Consider the following 21,285-nt stretch of genomic DNA (forward strand, 5'->3'; position numbering starts at 1 on the left):
CAATGCCCACCCTACACTTAAGATTAAAGTGTACGGATTTTTTTCAAGAATCAAACCGGATTTCTATAGATTGCTATTTAGGGACTGAAAAATAGAAATTTGCACCGACATCGATTGTTCCTTCTGCCCAAACTCTGCCACCATGACGGTGAATAATCCGCTGGACATTAGCCAGTCCAATACCTATTCCACTGAATTCTTGGTCGCTATGAAGACGTTGAAAGACGCCAAAAAGGCGATTGATATATCGCATATTAAAGCCAACACCATTGTCTCGCACAAAGAAAATTATCTCTTGCTCACCGTCCTGAGCGCCGATCCCAATTTCGGAGCGATCGCGGCGGCTGCTATACTTAACCGCATTCTCGATCAAATTTTGCCAGACTTGACGCAATAAGTTGCGATCGCCTTTTACATCTGGTAGTGTCGCAATTTGCCAAGTAATAATTCGTTGGGGATTTTCCAACTCCATCTGCTGTTTTATCTGATTTACTAAACTATTCATGTCAACAGTTACGTACTGAAGCTCCGTCCTTCCAGTCCGCGAAAACTCTAGTAAATCATCAATCATCTTCCCTGCTTGAGCAGTTAGCTGTTCCATAACTTGAACGTAGTGCAGAACAGTTTCATCGCCAATTGCTGATTCTAAATGTTGCTTGAGCAATGTAGTGAAACTGCCTATCTGACGAATAGGCGCTCGCAAATCGTGAGAGATGGAATAAGCAAAAGTCTCTAGTTCTTTATTAGCCGCCTCTAGCTGGGAAGTCCGTTCTTGAACCCGGCGTTCTAAGGTTTGATTGAGCTTTTGAATGTCAGCTTCTGCTTGTTTAGCTTCCGTAATATCGTTTAACAACCCATCAATTAGAGTTCTGCCATTAATATCAATTAAAGTTTCACTGACACGAACCCAAACTTTCTTGCCATGAGGGTAGTGAAGTTGTGCTTCATACTCCCACTGTTGGCCTGGTGTCCCCCTTTTGACATTTAGCTCTGGTTGCTGTCGAAAAAATGTTTGCGCTGCTTCTAATGTTTCCAAACCCAGTAATTCCAAAAAGCCATTGTTAGCTTCTAGCAGTTCTCTATCTGGAGTAGCACGAAACACTCCCACATGCAGTCGATCGAGCAAAGATTCAAGCTGAAGTTCCAATTGTGCAGCTCGGTTGCGAATTTGGGCATTTTGCCAAACTATACGCACGACTTGGGGCAAGCGGATAAAGTGTTTTGGTGATTTGACAACATAATCATCTAACCCAGCTTTCATCGCTGCTACCGCAATCTCTTGAGTGCCGGAGTTGGTAAACATGATGATCGGTCGTTTGGGATCGTGGGCTTTAATTGCGTGCAAAATATCCAGCCCAGTTGTCCACAGCAGTTCGTAGTCCGTCACCACTAAATCAAAGCGATCTACTTGGAGTGCTTGAGCAAATTGCTCTGCATTGCCAACTTGCTCAACCTGAATTTGGGGAAACTCTCGTTTGAGTTGCCGCATGGCTAAAAGGCGATCGTCTGGATTGTCATCAATCAGCAGAATACTTTGCAGTGCGCGCTCTTGATTCATGAATTTGTGCTGGAGATCAGCATCAATAGGTCAAGGGTCAACTGGCAATAGTCAAAGTTATTTCTTTATTTTGAATTGTTTACCTCCCCAGCCGCTTCTCCCCAATCGCTTTGACTACAAATCACTTTACCGCATTGTTCAACTGGAAAGAATCGAAGGATACTGATTCAGTCTTAGCCAATAACTGTCAAGCGCTTCTACCATTTTAATCAGTGCGGGGAACTTGACTGGTTTGAGCAGGTAAGAATTTACACCAATATCGTAAGCACGGTCTACATCAATGCTTTCTCTTGAGGATGTGAGAATCACAACGGGAATGCGCTTGAGTATTGGTTGCTGCCGCAACCATTCTAAGACTTCTAACCCAGAACGCCGCGGTAGCTTCAAATCTAAGAGGATGAGAGCAGGTAGTGGATAAGTTTCCCGATCGCCATAACCATCTTCACCAGCAAGATAGGCAATGGCCTCATCTCCATTTTTTACAATGCGGATTGGGTTTACCAACTTAGCCTGACGGAAGGCTCGTTGAATAAACAGGATATCATTTGAGTCATCCTCTACGAGCAAAATTCCATATTCACTCAGATCCATCATTGTTGCTGATTCCTACCTTCCAGGTTGAGCCTCATAAACAAAATTTTCTACTTGCAGAAGTTTGAACCCACATTCAGCAGGTGCAATTGCAAAATTATTGTAGCTTTGCAGCATGATAGCTTCACCATTAGATAACAAAGTACAGGATATTTACCACTGCACAGCCGCTGCTACAACGGCAAGCCACATACTTTGCTGAATTTGCTATGGTTTCAAGTTAACAGCACCAAGTTTATTGAAAATGCGATCGCACTGCGGCAAATCACTTATCACAAGTTTTACTTATTTTTTTGAGCAGCTAGTTTCTGCTCCTGCTCATCACACCAAGCTGCAATTAATTCTTTAGCAATACTGCTCATATCCGTTTCTGACTGGACGCACAAGGACTTGAAACGGATCTTTAATTCTTTACCAATTATTAGTTTGACTGTATCTTCGGGTTTTGCCATCCCATCATTCTGGCATGGCGTATGAGGAACATTATCACTATTCCCCTATTCCCATGTTCCCCTAGATTGATATACTCAAAAGTTAAAGGTGATCGCTCCCAGCGCCAACCGGAAAAGCGATCGCCAATTTACCCCCCTATTGGGAGACTAATCAATAATGACACAACTACAAACTAAGGCTTTTTTTGAACAACAACAAGCACTAGTAGAAGATAATGCAAATTATTCGCTGCGATGTATGGCTCAAGCCTTTTTGTCCAATGACAACCCGACTTTGAATCAAACATCCTCTCAATTAACTCCACAAAGAGAACCCATCAAACATACACTCATCGGTTCTGCCAAAGCCGTTCTCAGCACAATTCGTGTTTTGCATCAACTTAGATATGCTGAGGTTAACGATTGGAGTCCCCTGTTACCAACTGGTAATACTGATGAGGTCATGAGCATTTTAGTGCGATCAATTATGGTGCAATAGCTGTCATTATTTTGTTGTAATCAACAATTTCAACCCCCAAATAATTGGGGGCTGTTTTTCAGTTGAAGGGGCAACTTACTGCAAGCTAACGACCAAGTTCAGCAGCGGTAGGCATCCTCTAAATTAAGCGAGAGATCATCAATCTGCCCAATACTTACATTTGTTAAGTGCAATCACGGTCAGAGTTAATACTTTTTGCTAATAGTGTATTAGCTTTATCAGAACTCAGTAGCTAGTTGCTCAAAATATTAAGCTAGATCACATCCTTCACCTTGCCCATCAGAGAATCTGTAAATTTGCCCCAGTCACTTCGTAGTTCCGAAAAATGTTCACGGGGATTTTCATCCATTGACTCAGCCTTGCCATAAGCAATTATAAGCAGCGTCAGAGCTTCTATTGAGCGTCTAGCCGCTTTTGCTGCTTCATCGCTTGATATGTTTTCAGGAGGTGCAGTTGCTATACTACGAAGTGGTTCCCACATTTCCCGATAGAATCGATGTCTTGTATTAATCCGAATAATAACTTGACCATCAATGTGCTGAGTATCAATTAATAAATTGCCCGGAAAGTCCACAGACTCCACAACAAATGGTAAATCCTTGATAGACTCACGATACTGCCGTCGTTCTTCTTGCTTTTTTTCATCGTTGCCTGGCAAAGCGTCTCTAGCTAAATCTTCAATGATTCTTTCCTTATGTTCTGGCTCTACTTGAGCTTTAACACGGCTTTTAGGCATTGTCCGATTTGCTTCTTTGACAGCCTCAAGTAGCGGATAATGTTCACCCTGATGCTCATTTGATTGTCGTGAAACTTCACCCCATACTTCATTAATACAGTTGATTGCTTCTGGAATGTATTTAGACAAAAGCTCACGAAGTTGTACTTTTAAGTCATCGTATGGCTCTACACCCCTCTTGACATTTCTGACTCCAAAGAAATCATCAAGCTCTGGTTTAAATGAAACTTCAATACCAATAAATCGGTGAGAGGACTCAATTCTTTTACCAAATATTTTAGGTAATGTAGTGTAATTAATCTCCCGATTCAACCGAACAAAACTAATTGCTCCCTGATTCTCTTCAAGACGTAAATTTCTAGTAAGCTCATCTTTCTTATTTGTTTCGTATTTCTTACGAATTACTTCGCTAGGGTAAACTGTAATCGTGACTTTGCAAGACGACTGTCCGATCTTAATAACTTCTCCACCTTCTCTTGTAATTCTTTTGGCAGGAAAATGTTTTTTAGTCACCTCAGGTAGTGGAAAATCTGGCTTGTTACCTGTTCTCTTAAAAGATTCTATTAAAGGAGAATAATATTCGGCAAGAACTTTATTATTCCATGTACCCTCCATAAGCATTAGAGGATCGTGTGGTAATAAATTTGTTCCATCAACACAAATTTTAATACCATCATGTAAAAAGTAACGAAACATGCGGGACAATTCATGCTTGATTTCAGCTTTTAGTGCCGTTGCATCTGGAGCTTTTTTTCCTTCTTCTAAACGCTCTACTTTAGACCAGAGTACGATTGTTCCACTATCTTGAGGAACTAGTGCCAAAATACTGTTTGGTAATGGTTCAGTATCAGGAGGAGCAATACCAACAGTTTCACCTTTCTGTTCCTCTTCTAAAGCTTGTTCTAGGTCAAAATAAACATGATACCAAGGTTCATCTTCACTCGTGCGGCTCCAAACATCAATGCGTTGACCGTAATTAAGTGCGGCAAGCTTTGCTCCTACGCCATACTTACCAATTGTGTCAGTTTGCATATAGCGAGTGGAAAAACCTAGCTGGAGATAGCGTTGTAGAATTTCTAGTTCCATACCATCACCATCATCAATTATGGTGATGCAGTGAATGTGTCTCTTACCAGACTTAGCTTTAGACTCTTCAAAGTGCAGAGTAATATTATTTGCGTTGGCTTCTAAGCTATTGTCGATCACCTCACCAAGAGCAGCAGGTAAACTATAGCCAGAGTCGCGGAGTGATTGTAAGGCGTGACCTGTTAAGACGATGGGAATTTTTTCAGTTGATACTGATTTGGTAGAAGTTGCTTGGCTTACCATAAATGTCTCCTGATTTTCTAAAAGTAATTAAGCGGCAAATTTGCCTAAAAGTTGAAAGGTTTGTCTAATATGCCTAGCGTCGAGAAAGCAACCTTAAGGGCTTTGGAATTTTTGGAGTTACAGAAAGGACAAGTCTGAGAACAATTTGCTGGTTTAGCAGGATGAATAGAGTTCAGCAATCGTTGTGGAGCAAATTCCTGAAGTCGGTGGAACCAGTAAGCCTCTAAATAGAAGGCGCGTAGCCGACTATGGCAAATCTCATAGGTAAAATAAGAAGCTTGTCCAACAAAGGGATGATTTGCAAGACGAGTGCGGAGACAGTTATCTGATCTGCCAACATAAACAGCCTCACCCTGATCAAAAAGAAGGTAAACTCCAACAAGATCATTGGGAATCAAGATTCGGACAACTTCTGGGGTAAAGCGGAAGGCAAAACGTTCAAACGGAACGCTTTGAAGGCAAATGCCTCTGTGAGACATCAAGCATTCTCCTGAGAGTCTAGGTAAGTCTGCACAATTTGGCGTACTTTTTGACGTAACCTGTTGGCAGTGCGTTGCGAGACTCCACAGGCTAATGCTGTAGCAGCAACACTCTTGCCGTTAATCATGTCCTCGAAGCATTTGCTCATATTCTTGCCAAATGCAGCAATCACCATGCTTAGTTGTGCTTCTAAATCCAAAGAAGAATAGGATCTTGCTTCTTCATTCCATGTAGGTGTAAATAAAGCTACTTTTCTGCATAGCCGATGCTGCCGAACCTTTGTCCGTTGAATACTGAATCTTGCATTCCTTATGATGTCGTAGCGAAAAAACTTGAAGTTTTCTTCCTGGCTTTTAGAATTAATAGCGAGTGAAACTGCGTGTTCAAGAATCTCGGCTTCAGGTGAACCAGGGTTTAGTGTTCTGAGGCGCTGCTGCATTTCAAGCACAGCACTCCAGCGAGTGTTGAACGATCTTGTCATTATATTTTTATCCTTTTCCGTACTCCGCCGCCTCTATACCGAGTGCAGCTTTGTCTGTTTTCAATTTATACGGCACCAGAATGTAGCGCAATATGCCAAAATCTCTGCGTCCTTTACTAAGACGCACTCTAGATGCCACAAATACGCCTGTAGCTAGTCCAGTTGTTAAGAAATATTAAATATAAGAATTTACACAAATGTTCTTAACGTTGTATTCGTATTGTTTGCAATCTCCGGGGGTTTTGATGTGATCGCACTAAATTATGCTCAACAAACTTATTCATCAAGAATCACCTAACTTGCAATCAGCCTGTTCACTAAGCTTGTCATCGCTAGCTCATAGACCTGCTTATAACAAACGCGATCGCACTCTAGAATATTTAGTAATAGTGCTGTTTGCATCACAACCCTAGCCAACTTCGTAGTGATTGTTCTAACTGCTCGGCATCAATATCAGCCAATTTACCAATCGTCGCTACAACCAAACTCTCATGCACAGTATATAGTCCTCGCTTGACTGCTGTAGCCACATTTAGTCCTGCTGCTTTCCATTCAGATAAGACAAACTCACCATTCAGTAACGATGTAGTTTTGCTTGTCAACGGTGCGATCATGATATCTTGCGATGTATGTGGCGCACTGACGACAACTGCGGGTCTTACTTTTGAACGGGACAAGTCCGAAAAGAGATATTGAACTAAAATGATGTCATTTTTGGAGTAGCTCGGCATAGATATCATCCTCAGTGTTGTCCCAAACCGCATCAACAGATGATTGACTGGCTTGCAGCCAAAACTCGGCTTCATCATCAGGAAGCAGTGTTACTAATACTCTTGTGCCTTCAGGTAGCTCTACTGACTCCAGCAGTTCTATTTTTCCTTGTCGAACAGTAGCCCAAAGTGTTTTTAGCATATCTCTTTAGTTAGGATTATGCTTTGATTTTATGCTTGGATACCTGATCTTGCGATCACCCCATATACAAGTTGCTGAACAAGCTTGTCATTGCTAACTCATCAACCTGTTCATGACAAACGCGATCGCTCTCTAGATAAATTACACTCAAGATGAGACTGAAATATTCGCAGCTTATGTTATGTCCTCTTCTATAGATTCTTTACCACCTGCTCTCGCCAAAATTGTCCAGCGCTTTCAACGCGCTTCCGACCCAAAGCGACGCTACGAACAACTCATCTGGTACGCTCAAAAGCTCCCAGCGTTCCCAGAAGCTGACAAGGTAGCAGAAAATAAAGTCCCTGGTTGTGTTTCCCAAGTTTATGTCACCGCAACCTTGGATGATGGCAAAGTTAAATATCAAGGAGATTCAGATTCCCAGTTAACCAAGGGATTAGTAGCTCTGTTGATTGAAGGTTTAAACGGTCTATCTCCCACAGAAATTGTCCAACTCGCACCAGATTTTATTCAAGCAACTGGTTTAAATGTCAGCCTGACCCCTTCGCGCGCCAACGGCTTTTATAACATTTTTAAAACAATGCAAAAAAAAGCGTTGGAATGTAAATTAGAACAGTAGTAGTGAGTGCTGAGTAAAACTCATGTCTACCAATTTATTATCAACTGATGATGCTGTCGGATTTGGTGGAGTAGTTCAAGAATTTCTCTGGAATTGGGAAAATCAAACATTAAGGGTGGTTTACGAAACCCTTGGTCAAGGTTCACCTTTATTGCTACTACCAGCTTTCAGCAGCGTTTCCAGCCGTGAAGAAATGGGCGAACTTGCTAGGTTACTAGCTCCCCACTTTCAAGTTGTAGCAGTAGATTGGCCTGGTTTTGGTGAATCTTCTCGACCCAGTTTAGATTATCGTCCAGAGCTATATGAGCAATTTTTAGCAGATTTTGTGCAATCTGTGTTTAATACAGCAATTAATGTCTTAGCGGCTGGTCATGCTGCTAGTTATGTGTTGAAATTAGCTGTAAAACAGCCTACTGCTTTCGCCAAAATTGTCTTAGTCGCTCCTACTTGGCGTGGCCCTTTGCCGACAATGGGGGCAAATCCACAGCTAGCGGGTATGGTCAGAGGATTGGTGCGATCGCCTATTGTTGGTCAATTTCTCTACAAACTCAATACCCTGCCATCTTTCTTAAATTTTATGTACCGCCGCCATGTCTTTGTCGATGCGGCGAGACTTACCCCCAGTTTCATGGAAAAGAAGTGGCAAACAACGCAAAAACCAGGAGCGCGATTTGCTTCTGCTGCCTTTGTGACTGGTAATATTGATGCGGTACACGAGCAATCTGATTTTCTGGGATTAATGCGATCGCTATCTGTGCCACTCATGGTGATAATTGCCGAATCCAGTCCACCTAAATCAAAAGCAGAAATGCAGGCTATGGCGGCATTACTAGGAGTTAGCAGCGTTGTGCTTCCTGGTTCTTTGGGTCTGCATGAGGAATACCCAGCAGAGGTTTTAGAAGCCGTGCTACCTTTTTTAAAAGCGCTATCATAGGCAGGCAATAATTATCAATAAAGTTGCCTTGAGATTATGATCTCTGCCGAAACATCCAAATCAGTACCTGTAACCGTCTTGACTGGTTATCTCGGTGCAGGTAAAACCACCTTACTAAATCACATCCTCACCTACGAACACGGTAAGAAAGTCGCTGTCATCGTCAATGAATTTGGGGAAGTGGGCATTGATAATCAATTAGTTATCGATGCAGATGAAGAAATCTTTGAGATGAATAATGGCTGTATCTGCTGTACAGTCAGGGGCGACTTGATTCGCATCATCGGCAATTTGATGAAGCGGCGCGATAAGTTTGACCATTTAGTAATTGAAACTACTGGTTTAGCCGATCCTGCACCAGTCATTCAAACATTCTTTGTCGATGAAGATATGCAAAATCAACTGTCTTTAGATGCGGTGGTAACTGTTGTTGATGCCAAGCATATCTGGCAGCATTGGGAGGCGGATGAAGCCCAAGAACAGATTGCTTTTGCCGATGTAATTTTACTGAATAAAACTGATTTAGTAACGTCAGATATATTAGAAGAATTAGAAAAGCGGATTCGGGGGATGAATGCATTAGCTAAAATCTACCGTACCCGTAATTCTGAATTATCAATGGATGCCCTATTGGGTGTGAAAGCCTTTGATCTGGATCGCGCTTTGGAAATTGACCCCAATTTCTTAGGTGAAGATGCCCACGTACATGATGAAACTGTCTATTCTGTGGCTTTGGTAGAAAAAGGCGCAATTGATGGACAAAAATTAAATGCTTGGATGACCGAGTTACTACGTACCCAAGGGCCCGATATTTTCCGTATGAAAGGCATTTTAAATATTGCTGGGGAAGATAATCGCTTTGTGTTCCAAGGAGTGCATATGATATTTGATGGCAGACCCGATCGCCCTTGGAAACCCAACGAAACCCCTAAAAACGAACTAGTCTTCATCGGTCGTAATCTTGATGAAGCCAAACTCAAACAAGATTTTCTTGCTTGTCTAGCCTAAAAAAATACTTTGCATTTTCCCTCTATGTCTCTGTGACTTTGTGGTTCAAAACTCTTTTTTAACCACAAAGTCACAAAGACACAAAGAACTTTTAACATACTATGAACTTTACAACTAGCAAAGCCCAGGAATTTGAAGAACACTCTTCGGGATTACTTTCAGATTATGTAACTGCGATCGCTTGGTCGCCTGATGGTACAAACTTAGCAGCAACGTCTGCCGCTGGAGAAGTAGTACTGTGGAATCATGGCGACTTAACAACCTTGCAAGCTGGTAATGGTAAATCAGCAGATTGCATCGCCTTCTCCCCAGATGGGAAATTTTTAGCCATTGGGGGACAAGATGGACAGGTAAAAATTTGGCAAGGTAATGAATTAATCGCCACTTTGGAGAATACCCCTGCATGGGTTGACAAGCTAGCTTGGAGTCATACCAGTAATCAACTAGCTTTTAGTTTGGGGCGTTATGTCCAAGTTTGGGATGCAGACACAAATGAGATTGTCGTTACGTTGAATTTCGATAACTCATCAGTATTAAATATTGATTGGCGTAGGGATGGGCAATACCTAGCCATTAGTGGTTATCAAGGAGTTAAGATTTGGCAAACTCAAGACTGGGATGATGAACCATACATTTTATCCATGCCTACCGTCAGTGTAGCTATGGCTTGGTCTCCTGATGGCAAATATCTTGCTTCTGGCAATATGGATCGTAGTGTTACCGTTTTGGATTGGGGTAACCCTGACCCTTGGATTATGCGTGGCTTTCCTGGGAAAATTCGCCAATTAGCATGGTCAGAAGCTACTACTCAATTAGGCGCACCGATTTTGGCATCCTCCAGCGTTGAAGGTATTGTAGTTTGGGAAAAGCTAGAAGATGATTCTTTAGGATGGGAAGCACGAGTTTTGACTAATCATGTTGAGGTAATATCTGCGATCGCTTTTGCGCCTCAAAGCTTCCTACTTGCATCCGCCGCTGCTGACGGCTGGCTGTGTTTGTGGGATAAAGCCCAAGAAGTCAGCCAAATTCTTACAGGTGTATCAGCAGGGTTTTCCTGTCTAGCTTGGCATCCTCAAAGTAATTACCTGGCCGCTGGTGGTGAACAAGGAGAATTACTGATTTGGTCAAAAGTATTGCCGGATTAACAATTTTGGTAGACATCAGGGAATACCAAAAAATCAACTATCCGCCAAGTAGGGAACACCGATAATATGTCTGTTTTACCGAAAGCTTTTGGATGTTTCCTACCATTTGCATATTGTTTTAATTAACAGCCTCTAAAGCATCTATTAGGCTACATCATTACAGGAAAGTTGAGAAATTTGATTGTAAACTTCTGCATTTTCTTCCATAGCTTGACGTAAATCATATTGCGTTTGTAAATTCAACCAAAACTGAGCGCTGTTACCAAAATAGCGAGATAGTCGCAAAGCTGTATCTGCTGTAATACTGCGTTTTCCTGATAAAATTTCGCTAATCCGTGTCTGAGAAACACCGATATCTTTGCTCAATCTATAAGGTGTGATATTTAGTGGTTCCAAAAATTCTAATTGCAGAATTTCGCCGGGATAGATCTTTGGTAGACGGTCATTCATCATGATTTTTTAGTCAGTGGTAATCTACTATTTCAACTTCCGAAGCATTATTTTCCTCTGTCCACACAAAGCAGATTCGCCATTGTTCATTAATCCGAATAATCTACTGTCCTTTTATGTCGCTAACTAGCCTTTCTAAGCGATTACCAGGTGAAACACACAAGTCGTTAATTGATGTTGCTGCGTCAAGAATCAGCAGTTTTCGTAAAGCATTTTTTTGGATATTCGGTGGATACTGAGAAGATGTAAAGCCTGCAAAGATCAGCTTTGTCTCTTCAGATTTGAAACTGACAATCACAATTCTATCGCTTCGCGTTACTATCGTCAAACGTTAGTATATATTAGAACTAGAGCTTTCAAAGTGGCTCTTAAAAAGTCGAATTTATGAAATCGAGCCTTTCTGCCATAGCAAATTTTATCTTTGGGGCGGGGTTTCCCGGCCTTTTACTTGAAGACAATCAGTGACAATGGGCACTAATTAAGAAATTCACCAGTCATTTATCTCAGTAATCGCGGTTGAACGTAGCCAATTTATTGGCTATGCTGTATCACCAGCAGTCTTTATTTGTGAACTATGAAAATACTCAAACGGATTTTAATTGCTTTTCCGCTCTTTCTTGCATCTATGCTGTTAATCGCAAATCCAGCACAGGCATCCAGTTTAAAATCTGCACCTGCTACACAAATCATGATGGTAGCATCTGCACAACCCATTTCCGAATTAGTAGTCCCAAAATTAACTCCAGCATCTAATGTAATTGTCAATCACGCTGGTTGCAATTGTGGTAATTGCGTTCAGTCTAAATTTCATTTACTACAAGGCAAGTTACCTCTTTGATCGTAGTCAGGACTTCAGTCCTTAAAATCAAGACTAAAGTCCTGACTACAAGAATTTTTTCCAGCTACCACTGTGCCACTTGTTGCTTTAATTCTTCAATATCTAAATAATCGCTAATAAAAGCCTTTCGTAATAGAGGGTAAGGAATAAATTCATCATACTTTTGCAATTCTGGCGCTTCAGATTCACTTACTAAATATTCCGACGTAATTCTTTCTTCAGTCAATGCAGAAATTTCTTGGTTAAGGTATTTAAATTTATCATTTCCTAATTTCAAAGTAAGATAATAAGGATTTATTCCACCCATACTTTTGATTTCTAAAGATTCTCTACAGCAGGAATTAAGCCATCTTTCTAATGTGCGGTAAGCTAAGGTGCCTATCCAAGGAAAGATACAGCATTTACCTTTTCCCAATTGCAATATATTCTGTTTATCTAAACCAGCATCTCTTACCAGTTGCCGAACTGTTCGTAAACATTGCAAAGCGTTTGTTTGCAAGTAGCTATATTCTAGGTCTTCCTGCAAAACTTGCCGCATCCGTTGCAAAACTTTGGTATGGATGATACCGCCACCGCCACGCCAATAAATTGTAGCTTTACCCTCTACAGGTTTGACAGAAATCACTCTTTTTTTAAAGTCAATTTCTGCTACTTCCCAAGTTCTCCCTGCTAAGGCAAATTGATTTCCCACAGCAGGCGGCATCAAAATACTACCAATTTCTGTTGTACCTTGCTTTACAACATATTCTTGACTGTCAGCAAATACCGCATAAAACTGAAATTTCCTTACTATTCTTTCTCCAGTTAACCCGATGATTAATTTACCTGTTTCAGTTTGCTGAATATGGTCTATATCAATTAAATAGCGTAGCAATAGTTTAAAATCTTCTGGAGAAATTGCAGCAAACGGTGGTAGGTTTAAAACTTGTTTAGCTAAGGCAGCAGGTGAAAGTTCACCTGTTGCTGCTAAAATACTCATTGTCTGATGGTATAGCAAACTCAAAGGATATTTAACAGGCTTAATTGGTTCAATCCAACGCTGTTCTAAATAAAGTTGGATAATCGCAATACACTGCAACAATTGCCAAGGAATTTGTTCTGGTAGAGATGCTTCTGGTGATGGTTGAGTTTCCGCACAGACAAAGCGCATATCAGCAGCTTCTCCTCTTCTTCCAGTACGTCCCAATCGCTGTAAAAAACTGGCTACAGAAAGGGGTGATTCCAATTGAATCACTCTTTCTAAATGACCAATATCTATGCCTAACTCTAAAGTTAGTGTAGCGGCAGTAACTGCTGGATTATTGAGTTCACGCATAGCATTTTCAGCTACTTGCCGCAAGCTAGCAGATATACTGCCGTGATGTACATGATAAATATCTGGTAGTGCTTGTTCTGAAGCTATTCGGCGCAAGGATGCAATTACAGATTCCGTTTGTGTACGATTATTAGCAAATATAAGACACTTGCGAGAGTTGCTGAGATTGAAAAGATATCTATCGTATACAGTTACTTCTAATTCATCAACTTCATCGTTGAGATAAAAATGTTCTACAGCAAGTTTAATTTGACGTTTTCCTGCTTCAATTTGGGGAGTAATCACTGACTTTTCAGTTCCGGAACGCAACCACTCTTCTGCCATTGAATAATCACCAAGTGTTGCTGACAAACCAATGCGACGAGGTTGTGTTTGCGTTAAGTTAGCCAAACGCTGCAATTGACAAATAATCTGACAACCGCGTTCTGAACCCATAAAGGCGTGAATTTCGTCAATCACCACAAACCGTAAATCACCAAATAGGCGAATTAAGTCATTATGTTTGTTAACTAATAAACTTTCTAAAGATTCTGGCGTAATTTGTAGAATGCCTTTAGGGTTTTTTAACAGCTTATTTTTATGACTTTGAGAAACATCACCATGCCAGTGCCACACTGGAATATCTGCTGTTTTTAGCAAACCGTTGAGGCGCTCAAATTGATCGTTAATTAAAGCTTTGATCGGCCCAATATATAGCGCACCTATGGTAGCCGAAGGGTTTTCGTGTAATTGAGTCACAACAGGCAAAAATGCCGCTTCTGTTTTACCCGCTGCTGTTGCAGCAGCAACTAGCAAGTGAGCGTTAGTATCAAAAATAACTTGACAAGCTGCAATTTGGGCTGGGCGTAATTCAGTCCAGTTGTGATGATAAATATATTCTTGGATAAAGGGGGCAAGCCGATTGAATGTATCACTCATACCAATTTTGGAGTTTAGATTTTAGAGACGATGTATGGAAAGTCTTTACAGATTTTCCAGCAATCTCAAACAATACTACATATCCCAATTTGATATGAATTTTTTCATGAAAAATAGGTAATAGTTAACTTGCTGCTACTGATTACCTATTACCTAAGATAAAAATTACAAATATCAATAACAACAGTATCAAACTCTCAAAATTTTATATTGGAGTAAATATGCACAAACTGATAAGCTCTAGTAAAACAAACATACCAATTAGATAGCCAAAGTTGCTGATGCAGAATTTATGTAATTTGCCATAAGTAAGAAAAAGACAATCAGCCAATAACTTCCCATTTAACGTAAATACGACGAAATGCAGGTTGGAGTTGTTTTAGTTTCTAATTCTTCGATTTTTAACCCATCTGTTGGAGGTGGATCGTTCAATCGCCGATTCCGGTTAACACTGGGAGCTTCGAGAGTTAAGTAAATGATACCCTTGTAAATCAATTCATAGAGCCAATCTTGATTAAGCGCCGTTGCATAGGCTGCCCATTTAGGTTGGGAGCGATTAATATCTTGCAACAGACGATACATTTGTTCGCTGATCGGGTAAGTAGTGAAATAGGGGTTATTGGGAGAAAATAACTCGATTTCGCGCTCTCCTGTTGTGGGGCTACTTTCTAGACGGAATCGCAAATCAGGAGACATAGCCAAAAAGCGATCGCTAATTTGCTGTTGTTCTAGTAACTGTCGTTGCTGGAAATATTCTTGGACATCCTGATGAATTGGCTGATTCGGATTGTGGATTGTGCGGCTGTAATAAGAGCCTGTACGAGTAGTATCAACCTGACAAATTAGGATATAACCAAAGTTAACTGTGCGCAAACCACTGGTATAGAAATTCTGTAGCCACTGGTCTAACTCAATGTTGTATTGATCCCAAGTTTGATTAAAAGCTGTATGACAGTGGGGAACTGAAAACAGAATGTCATTGCGATCGGCAGTACTCAGTACTAACTTATGAGCTGCTCCTCCCTGCCACCATTGCTCTAGTTTAGACTCATACTGCTGGATATTCACCAGATCCGAAACAATAAACAGCTTGCCATTAGGCGCTAGGTACTTTGCACTCTCAGTAATGATTTGAGCAAGAATTTCTTCACCAGTTACACCACCATCTCGGAAGCGACATTCCTGACTAGGACTGGGAACAAAGGGAGGATTTGCCAGAATTGTATCAAAGTAACCAGAAGCTCCTTCATAGAGATCGCCTAAATAGAAGTGAGTATTAGATATGCCATTGAGTTGAGCGTTAAACCGAGCAAAGCGAATTGCTCGTGGGTTAATATCAACTCCGATCGCTTCTTTTGTATAACGACTTGCTACTAAGCTTTGAATACCGCTACCACAGCAGAGATCTAAAACTCGATTAGCTGGATATTGAGGAGCTGTGTAAACCAGCCCCATGCTATCCATACCTACGTACATCACAACGTCTTCATCAACCCGATCTTCTGCCAGGATCATGTAGCGATGATCCGTAGCCACATATAGTCCAGCAACAGCAAATAAATCGACTCGTGAAACCCAATCTTCACCACGCTGGATTAACATACCCAAGCTACATAAGGTTGAGAATACTTCATCCCCAAAGATTTCTTGCAATCTGCCTTGCGTTAATGCGCCTCGCAGCAAGAACAGACGAATCAGATCTGCCAATATGGATTGGGGGAGTTGATAGCGATCGTAGTAGTGGAGATATGTCGGCTCAATTTGTTGCTGTGAGGTGAGATCTAGCAATTTACAGATATTAGCTTCGTTATAACCAGCTTGCTGTAGAAATTTATACAACTTGCGCAGAATGCGTCGAGCAGAAAAGTTTTCATTCTCAAAAGGCGCAAAAGTTTGATTTGAGGTTGAGGGTAATGCTGAATCTGCGGGTAATGGTTGGATGTAAGAGCCAGCGGATTCTAGCCGATAAATGCGGAGTTGTTGATTCGCCCATTCAATCTGTTGTGTAAATTCAAAGTGTGTCAGCCGCAGATTAATTCGCATTTGTTCTAGCCAACTCTCAGGTGCATTGAGAACAGCTAACAACAGCTTAACTTCCGCAAAAGAATAGGTTGAGGGAGGTACTTTTTGCTTAAGATCTACTAAGGTAGATTTGCTGAGAGGATTAAGTAGCAAAATTACATCTCTAGAAAGCTTTGTCTGCAAGTTCCCGTAAAAAGGAGTCTCAGGAAAGAGCACACTTGTTTCTTTGTATTGAGCGCCTTGCTTAGAGAGGAGCTGCAACTCTTCCAAAGACCAGGGACAGCCAACAGTATGACCAAAGAATAATGCTCGATCTAGCTCTGCCATTAAATCAGTGACACTAGGAGCACCTGGGGGAAGTCCATGTGGCAGCACAATATCACCAACTTTCGTCAAATGCTCTTCGTAACTACGAACAGGGACATGGCTTTTGGATATCCAGACGTTCTCAATTGCTAAATAATCAATATCGGTTCCCAAGAAAGTGGCGATCGCTTCCAATGGCGTCTCCACAATTGGTTGCCCTGCTACATTAAAGCTGGTATTCAGTAATACAGGCGGTCCCTGTCGTTCTGCGACTAGTTTGTAGCACAGTCGGTAAAAGTATGGATTATCTTGCTCTGTAACAGTTTGTACTCGGCCTGTACCATCCACATGGGTAACAGCCGGAATCTGATTGTGATATTCAGCCTTAATGGGCGATACAAGCAACATGAAAGGCGCTGCCACTTCCTGCTCAAATACCTGGGAAACAGCTTCTAGAGGAATGACTGGTGCAAATGGACGAAATGCCTCACGGAACTTGACCCGAAGATTTAAGATATCTTTCATCCGTTTAAAAGTAGGGTCGGCCATGATAGACCGATGTCCCAGCGCTCGTGGCCCATACTCCGTGCCGCCTTCAAAGCGAGCTACAATACTGCCTTGTGCTAGGACTTGAGCAGTACGAGAAATCATTTCCTCTGCTGTCAACTGCTCAACCACGATAGAGTCTTGGAAGTGTCGAATTGCTTGAGCGACTTGATCGTCACTGTAATGACGACCCAGAGTTGCCCGAGTTAGGGATACTCGCTTTTGTCCAGCGCCTACCGTATTGTATGCCCATAGCGCACAACCAGCAGCAATCCCACTATCGCCAGCTGCTGGAAAAATAAAAATATCATCCAGTTTGAGCTGCCGCAACAATTCGTAGTTGGCAACGGAGTTTAAGCCCACACCGCCAGCAATACAAAGTTTTCTCAGTCCAGTTTGTTTGATTGCCAGAGTCACAATATGCTGCAATGCCTGCTCTAACTCTTTTTGCACCTTATAGGCTAGGTCAACTAGATAAGGACGTAGGTAGGGTTTACCTTCGCCATTGTCATAGCACTTTTCTAAAGCAGCGACTTCCAAAAAGATATCGTAGGCAGAAATTTTGAGGCTAAAAGAATCTTCTGTTGCCTGAATCCAACGGTGCCAATTAGGCTGCTCTCCACCAAAGGGAGCTAAACCCATGAGTTTCCCTGCTTCCGCGTGTTGAATCCGCTCGCCTACTTGGGTGACAAACCCAGCTTTACGGGTAATGTACTCATAAACAAAGCCAAGGGTTGAAAGTTGCGCTAAGTGCGCCGCAACCATCTCATTATGCAGCGTTGTAATTGTCTGCCCCCGCCCTTCATAGAGGGTATAGGATTCAGTATCATGAGCTGGTGTTGTACTACCTGTAGCATCTACTGCCAAAATTAACGCTTCATCAAATCCCGAAGGCCAGTAGGCAGAGTAGGCATGAGCCAAGTGATGACTGGGAATTCGCATCACCTTATCTGCAATCTCAGCAGGTAGTACTCGACGAAGAATGTCCGGAGCACAATCGTGACCAGGCATATTGGCAGTAATTGTGGCCAAATCGCTCAAGGTGATATTACAGGTATCCAAACAGTAACGCATAGCTTCTGCGGGAATCTGCATTTGTGCAGCTACACCAGGCGCATGGAGCATATAGCCAGGACTATATTTGTGGCGATCGAGCCTTTCTTGTTCAATTGCGACCGCAATTTCACCATCCTTAGCGATCGCGACTGAGCGCTCATGCCCTAAATTCATTCCCATATGGTATTGTGTCATTGCTTTATCTCCTCACTCCATAACCATCGCTAAACCAAATATTGCTGCTAAATATTTTCAGCACAAGGGTCTGATCAAATTGCTATCACTAGTAGATTCAATGGTTTTAATGATTATTTAAAAATCCAGTATTAATGTAAAAGCGAAATCGGCAAATGAATTAAAAACTCTGTTCCCTTGCCTAAATCTGACGAACACTCCAACACTCCACTATGTTTTTCTACAACTATTTGATAGCTGATAGAAAGACCTAAACCTGTTCCCTTGCCCACAGGTTTTGTTGTAAAAAATGGGTCAAAGATTTGCTTTCTAGTTATTTCATCCATGCCAATACCATTGTCAATAATCCGAATTGCCACATAAAGCTCGCCAACAACTTCAGTGTGAATCCGAATCATCGGTGTGAACAAAGCTATTTCCTCATCTCCCTCTCGCGAGATTTGATGGGGGATTGCTTCGCTTTTACAACGAGTCACAACCGCATCAATAGCGTTACTCAGCAAGTTCATAAACACCTGATTCAGTTGTCCTGCATAGCACTCTACTTGTGGCAATTCGCCGTACTCTTTAATCACCTGAATGGAGCTACGGTCTTTCGCTCCTTTGAGACGGCTTTGTAAAATCATTAAAGTACTGTTAATTCCTTCATGGATATCAACAGCTTTAATCTCTGCCTCATCCAGACGAGAAAAATTGCGCAGTGAAAGTACAATTTCGCTAATTCTATCCGCCCCCATTTGCATAGAAGACATGAGTCTGGGGAGGTCAGTTAGCAGATAACTCAGATCAATTTTACGTGCCTTTTCCTGGATCTCCTTCACAGGAGTAGAATAGTGCTGCTGATACAGACAAAGTAAATCTAACAAGTCTCGGATATACTCATTTGCATGAATTATATTGCCATAAATAAAGTTGACAGGATTGTTGATTTCATGGGCAATTCCAGCAACTAATTGCCCTAAACTCGACATTTTTTCTGCGTGTAGGAGTTTAGCTTGGGTTTGTTTAAGTTCTTGTAAAGTTACTTCTAACTGCTGAGTTTGCTGCTTCAATTGCTCCTTTGATTGCAAAAGAGTTGCTTCTGTTTGTCTGCGTTCATGATTCTCAAACCGTAGCTGCTCAATTCGCATTTGTAATGCTTCGTTTGCTTCTTTTAGTGCAGCTTGTGCTCGTTTGCGATCGGTGATGTTTGTTAAAGAACCACTAATTTCTCCCTCATCTTCAGAACGAGCTGATAATTCTAGCCAGATAATTTCTGTACTTTTATGATGAAATCGTAATTCCCAACAGGCAAGATCCTGTTTAGTATGCATTTGAGTTAGAAAATTTAGCCAAAGCTGTCGATCCTCTGCATGAAGATAGTCATCTATTGGGTGATTCAAGCATTCTGAGGAACTATACCCTAAAGTTAGTGTCCAAGCCTTATTTAAGAGTGTAAGATTTCCTGCTTTATCACACTTAAATACGATTTCTCGGAGATTTTCAACTAACTCTCGATAACGTCTTTCTGATTCTGAAATTTGTTCTATTAAACGGTACTGAATCTGAGTATGCAGTTCATTATCAGCTAAAAAATCTGGTTTCATAGAAATATATAAGCTGTTTTATGCGGATGATATGACAGGATTAGAATGAATTCTGCCTCAATATCATGCCTAATTAAAACACTTGCTTTAAATGCCTTTACTTTTCAAATTTACATTGATTAATAAAGGTTTAGAGTAATGTGCTATTTACATTGATGTTTGAGACTTAAAAGCATTCAAAAAAAGTTTATTAAATATTTAATAAAACTCTAACATGTTATTATTTGTATTGATTAATGCCAAAATTTTTATCAAAAAAATATTTTAAAATTTGTTAATTATTTAAGCCGAAACTCTGATTGCTAAATGGCTCAGTAATTCTGTGTGAGTCATCACTTCTGCATAGAGGGGAAAAATATTGCCACAGTAAAATCCTTGCTCAAATACAGTACGAGCTGAAGTGCAGTCCGAGAGAATTATGACGTGGTAACCTTTTTCATGGGCAGAACGTCCAGTTGAATCTATACATATAGATGTAACAGCACCTGCTAGTACAACATCTGTAATGCCTTTTTGTTTGAGAATTTCATGAAGATTAGTATTAATAAATGCATTAAATCCTCGTTTACCAGGTACTTCCAAAATTCTGTCTTGGAAAGAGTCTAACTCTTCAATTGCCTCTGAACCGGGAGTTCCCATCTGAAAAGCATTGACTTCTTTAATCGTTTTAAGAATACCAATCGGCTCGATTAATTCTTCATAGTTAGATGTAAAGAATATAGGAGTTGTAATAATCAGTGCAGGCGTAGAAGCAAGACAATCAAGCAAATGGACTGTGTTTGCGATAACGTTTGTCACCTTAGATGATTCCTCGATTACGCCATAGAGAATTCCTTTGGGTGAAAAGTAATCATTTTGATATCCAATCAGAATCAGTGCAGTCTTGTGAGATTCCATTATTGTATTTATTCAGCTAATGTAAACTAGGACGAAGGTTTCCCTTTTTATCAAAGTCACGAAAAGCAAGTTTAACGCGTCAAGTTCTACAGACTTTTGTCATGTAGTCAATAAAGAAACGCCACTAGCCTCAATTAGCAAAATTTTACCAATAGTTTTTACTAAACTGAATCAGTAATTTCTTTGAAGTTCAGGCATGGTCGTACCAATTTTCTATGAAGATTAACTTATGTAACTTTAATTTTAGCTATTGCCAACAATTATTTATTCGCCAAATTTATAGAAAATGTGCAGATAAAAAAATAACAAAAACTGATAATAAGCAACTGATCTCTTATCAACTTGATACTAATGCTCTCTGACAAATTAACTCGTAATATAGCAATCCGGAATGATTCATGAGAAAATACTGAGAGGAACTGAAGGTAGCGTTTGC

Annotated in this window: 21 protein-coding genes; 6 read left to right on the plus strand and 15 right to left on the minus strand. The window is 40.9% G+C overall.

Annotated elements, in window-relative coordinates; translation table 11 throughout:
- Nucleotides 1-73: 73 nt before the first annotated feature.
- The 3 genes from BV372_RS33275 to BV372_RS36910 all read right to left on the minus strand — a co-directional run bounded on the left by BV372_RS33275 (nt 74) and on the right by BV372_RS36910 (nt 2,601).
- A complete protein-coding gene (locus BV372_RS33275) occupies nt 74-1,558 on the minus strand; it encodes an ATP-binding protein (protein ID WP_086691561.1) in 1,485 nt (494 codons plus the stop codon).
- Nucleotides 1,559-1,696: 138 nt separating this feature from the next.
- Nucleotides 1,697-2,152 carry a response regulator gene (locus BV372_RS33280; protein ID WP_086691563.1) on the minus strand — a complete coding sequence of 152 codons (456 nt, stop codon included), beginning with the start codon at nt 2,150-2,152 and terminating at the stop codon, nt 1,697-1,699.
- Between the two features lie 278 nt (nt 2,153-2,430).
- Nucleotides 2,431-2,601, minus strand: coding sequence for a hypothetical protein (locus BV372_RS36910; protein WP_166507572.1), 171 nt, complete (start codon nt 2,599-2,601; stop codon nt 2,431-2,433).
- Nucleotides 2,602-2,758: 157 nt separating this feature from the next.
- Here BV372_RS36910 and BV372_RS33285 point away from each other — a divergent pair, with 157 nt between their 5' ends.
- Nucleotides 2,759-3,079, plus strand: coding sequence for a hypothetical protein (locus BV372_RS33285; RefSeq protein WP_306299029.1), 321 nt, complete (start codon nt 2,759-2,761; stop codon nt 3,077-3,079).
- Between the two features lie 253 nt (nt 3,080-3,332).
- On the opposite strand, the gene BV372_RS33290 is transcribed toward BV372_RS33285, so the two are convergent.
- From BV372_RS33290 to BV372_RS33300, 3 genes are read right to left on the minus strand one after another with little or no spacing between them, the layout of a single operon-like run.
- Complete coding sequence (locus BV372_RS33290; protein ID WP_086691564.1) at nt 3,333-5,144, minus strand: ATP-binding protein; 1,812 nt, start codon at nt 5,142-5,144, stop codon at nt 3,333-3,335.
- A 44-nt stretch (nt 5,145-5,188) separates the two neighbouring features.
- The gene (locus tag BV372_RS33295) at nt 5,189-5,623 is read right to left on the minus strand and encodes a GIY-YIG nuclease family protein (protein ID WP_086691566.1); all 435 of its coding nucleotides are present in this window, start codon (nt 5,621-5,623) and stop codon (nt 5,189-5,191) included.
- Nucleotides 5,623-6,105: a hypothetical protein gene (locus BV372_RS33300; RefSeq protein WP_086691568.1), complete on the minus strand. Its 483-nt coding sequence runs from the start codon at nt 6,103-6,105 to the stop codon at nt 5,623-5,625. The genes BV372_RS33295 and BV372_RS33300 overlap by 1 nt, the downstream gene beginning before the upstream one ends.
- 263 nt (nt 6,106-6,368) lie before the next feature.
- Here BV372_RS33300 and BV372_RS36915 point away from each other — a divergent pair, with 263 nt between their 5' ends.
- Entirely contained in the window at nt 6,369-6,518 is a 150-nt protein-coding gene (locus tag BV372_RS36915) for a hypothetical protein (protein WP_179198321.1), read from the plus strand.
- Here the strand turns inward: BV372_RS36915 and BV372_RS33305 are convergent.
- Both BV372_RS33305 and BV372_RS33310 read right to left on the minus strand, forming a co-directional pair.
- Nucleotides 6,507-6,836, minus strand: a complete 330-nt coding sequence (locus tag BV372_RS33305) for a type II toxin-antitoxin system PemK/MazF family toxin (RefSeq protein ID WP_086691570.1) — start codon at nt 6,834-6,836, stop codon at nt 6,507-6,509. The genes BV372_RS36915 and BV372_RS33305 overlap by 12 nt on opposite strands.
- On the minus strand, nt 6,814-7,017 hold the full coding sequence (locus tag BV372_RS33310) for a hypothetical protein (RefSeq protein ID WP_086691571.1): 204 nt from the start codon (nt 7,015-7,017) through the stop codon (nt 6,814-6,816). Before BV372_RS33310 ends, BV372_RS33305 begins: the two co-directional genes overlap by 23 nt.
- A gap of 181 nt (nt 7,018-7,198) precedes the next feature.
- Here BV372_RS33310 and BV372_RS33315 point away from each other — a divergent pair, with 181 nt between their 5' ends.
- The 4 genes from BV372_RS33315 (at nt 7,199) to BV372_RS33330 (ending at nt 10,720) form a co-directional block, all read left to right on the plus strand.
- The gene (locus tag BV372_RS33315) at nt 7,199-7,633 is read left to right on the plus strand and encodes a SufE family protein (protein WP_086691572.1); all 435 of its coding nucleotides are present in this window, start codon (nt 7,199-7,201) and stop codon (nt 7,631-7,633) included.
- A 22-nt stretch (nt 7,634-7,655) separates the two neighbouring features.
- A complete protein-coding gene (locus BV372_RS33320) occupies nt 7,656-8,567 on the plus strand; it encodes an alpha/beta fold hydrolase (RefSeq protein ID WP_086691574.1) in 912 nt (303 codons plus the stop codon).
- 36 nt (nt 8,568-8,603) lie between these two features.
- Entirely contained in the window at nt 8,604-9,575 is a 972-nt protein-coding gene (locus BV372_RS33325) for a GTP-binding protein (protein ID WP_086691576.1), read from the plus strand.
- A gap of 101 nt (nt 9,576-9,676) precedes the next feature.
- Complete coding sequence (locus BV372_RS33330) at nt 9,677-10,720, plus strand: WD40 repeat domain-containing protein (RefSeq protein WP_086691578.1); 1,044 nt, start codon at nt 9,677-9,679, stop codon at nt 10,718-10,720.
- A gap of 144 nt (nt 10,721-10,864) precedes the next feature.
- Here BV372_RS33330 and BV372_RS33335 read toward each other — a convergent pair whose 3' ends face one another.
- The 7 genes from BV372_RS33335 to BV372_RS33365 all read right to left on the minus strand — a co-directional run bounded on the left by BV372_RS33335 (nt 10,865) and on the right by BV372_RS33365 (nt 20,849).
- Nucleotides 10,865-11,173 (minus strand): HigA family addiction module antitoxin, encoded by a 309-nt coding sequence (locus BV372_RS33335; protein WP_086691580.1) that lies wholly within the window; start codon nt 11,171-11,173, stop codon nt 10,865-10,867.
- Nucleotides 11,174-11,273: 100 nt separating this feature from the next.
- On the minus strand, nt 11,274-11,468 hold the full coding sequence (locus BV372_RS33340) for a type II toxin-antitoxin system RelE/ParE family toxin (protein WP_256973604.1): 195 nt from the start codon (nt 11,466-11,468) through the stop codon (nt 11,274-11,276).
- Nucleotides 11,469-11,731: 263 nt separating this feature from the next.
- Entirely contained in the window at nt 11,732-11,935 is a 204-nt protein-coding gene (locus tag BV372_RS38270; RefSeq protein WP_179198322.1) for a hypothetical protein, read from the minus strand.
- A gap of 137 nt (nt 11,936-12,072) precedes the next feature.
- Nucleotides 12,073-14,241, minus strand: coding sequence for a DEAD/DEAH box helicase (locus BV372_RS33350; protein WP_086691584.1), 2,169 nt, complete (start codon nt 14,239-14,241; stop codon nt 12,073-12,075).
- Between the two features lie 342 nt (nt 14,242-14,583).
- On the minus strand, nt 14,584-18,366 hold the full coding sequence (locus BV372_RS33355; RefSeq protein ID WP_086691585.1) for a carbamoyltransferase C-terminal domain-containing protein: 3,783 nt from the start codon (nt 18,364-18,366) through the stop codon (nt 14,584-14,586).
- Between the two features lie 131 nt (nt 18,367-18,497).
- Nucleotides 18,498-19,952 carry an ATP-binding protein gene (locus BV372_RS33360; RefSeq protein ID WP_086691587.1) on the minus strand — a complete coding sequence of 485 codons (1,455 nt, stop codon included), beginning with the start codon at nt 19,950-19,952 and terminating at the stop codon, nt 18,498-18,500.
- Between the two features lie 282 nt (nt 19,953-20,234).
- Nucleotides 20,235-20,849 carry a cysteine hydrolase family protein gene (locus BV372_RS33365; protein ID WP_086691589.1) on the minus strand — a complete coding sequence of 205 codons (615 nt, stop codon included), beginning with the start codon at nt 20,847-20,849 and terminating at the stop codon, nt 20,235-20,237.
- Nucleotides 20,850-21,285 lie beyond the last annotated feature (436 nt).

Origin of the sequence: Nostoc sp. T09, assembly GCF_002154695.1 — a bacterium.
Lineage (GTDB): Bacteria > Cyanobacteriota > Cyanobacteriia > Cyanobacteriales > Nostocaceae > Aulosira.

Excerpts from the sequence above, each read along its gene's own strand:
- BV372_RS33275 (WP_086691561.1), bottom strand. The coding sequence starts at position 1,558 with ATGAATCAAGAGCGCGCACTGCAAAGTATTCTGCTGATTGATGACAAT.
- BV372_RS33280 (WP_086691563.1), bottom strand. The coding sequence starts at position 2,152 with ATGATGGATCTGAGTGAATATGGAATTTTGCTCGTAGAGGATGACTCA.
- BV372_RS36910 (WP_166507572.1), bottom strand. The coding sequence starts at position 2,601 with ATGGCAAAACCCGAAGATACAGTCAAACTAATAATTGGTAAAGAATTA.
- BV372_RS33285 (WP_306299029.1), top strand. The coding sequence starts at position 2,759 with ATGACACAACTACAAACTAAGGCTTTTTTTGAACAACAACAAGCACTA.
- BV372_RS33290 (WP_086691564.1), bottom strand. The coding sequence starts at position 5,144 with ATGGTAAGCCAAGCAACTTCTACCAAATCAGTATCAACTGAAAAAATT.
- BV372_RS33295 (WP_086691566.1), bottom strand. The coding sequence starts at position 5,623 with ATGTCTCACAGAGGCATTTGCCTTCAAAGCGTTCCGTTTGAACGTTTT.
- BV372_RS33300 (WP_086691568.1), bottom strand. The coding sequence starts at position 6,105 with ATGACAAGATCGTTCAACACTCGCTGGAGTGCTGTGCTTGAAATGCAG.
- BV372_RS36915 (WP_179198321.1), top strand. The coding sequence starts at position 6,369 with ATGCTCAACAAACTTATTCATCAAGAATCACCTAACTTGCAATCAGCC.
- BV372_RS33305 (WP_086691570.1), bottom strand. The coding sequence starts at position 6,836 with ATGCCGAGCTACTCCAAAAATGACATCATTTTAGTTCAATATCTCTTT.
- BV372_RS33310 (WP_086691571.1), bottom strand. The coding sequence starts at position 7,017 with ATGCTAAAAACACTTTGGGCTACTGTTCGACAAGGAAAAATAGAACTG.
- BV372_RS33315 (WP_086691572.1), top strand. The coding sequence starts at position 7,199 with ATGTCCTCTTCTATAGATTCTTTACCACCTGCTCTCGCCAAAATTGTC.
- BV372_RS33320 (WP_086691574.1), top strand. The coding sequence starts at position 7,656 with ATGTCTACCAATTTATTATCAACTGATGATGCTGTCGGATTTGGTGGA.
- BV372_RS33325 (WP_086691576.1), top strand. The coding sequence starts at position 8,604 with ATGATCTCTGCCGAAACATCCAAATCAGTACCTGTAACCGTCTTGACT.
- BV372_RS33330 (WP_086691578.1), top strand. The coding sequence starts at position 9,677 with ATGAACTTTACAACTAGCAAAGCCCAGGAATTTGAAGAACACTCTTCG.
- BV372_RS33335 (WP_086691580.1), bottom strand. The coding sequence starts at position 11,173 with ATGATGAATGACCGTCTACCAAAGATCTATCCCGGCGAAATTCTGCAA.
- BV372_RS33350 (WP_086691584.1), bottom strand. The coding sequence starts at position 14,241 with ATGAGTGATACATTCAATCGGCTTGCCCCCTTTATCCAAGAATATATT.
- BV372_RS33355 (WP_086691585.1), bottom strand. The coding sequence starts at position 18,366 with ATGACACAATACCATATGGGAATGAATTTAGGGCATGAGCGCTCAGTC.
- BV372_RS33360 (WP_086691587.1), bottom strand. The coding sequence starts at position 19,952 with ATGAAACCAGATTTTTTAGCTGATAATGAACTGCATACTCAGATTCAG.
- BV372_RS33365 (WP_086691589.1), bottom strand. The coding sequence starts at position 20,849 with ATGGAATCTCACAAGACTGCACTGATTCTGATTGGATATCAAAATGAT.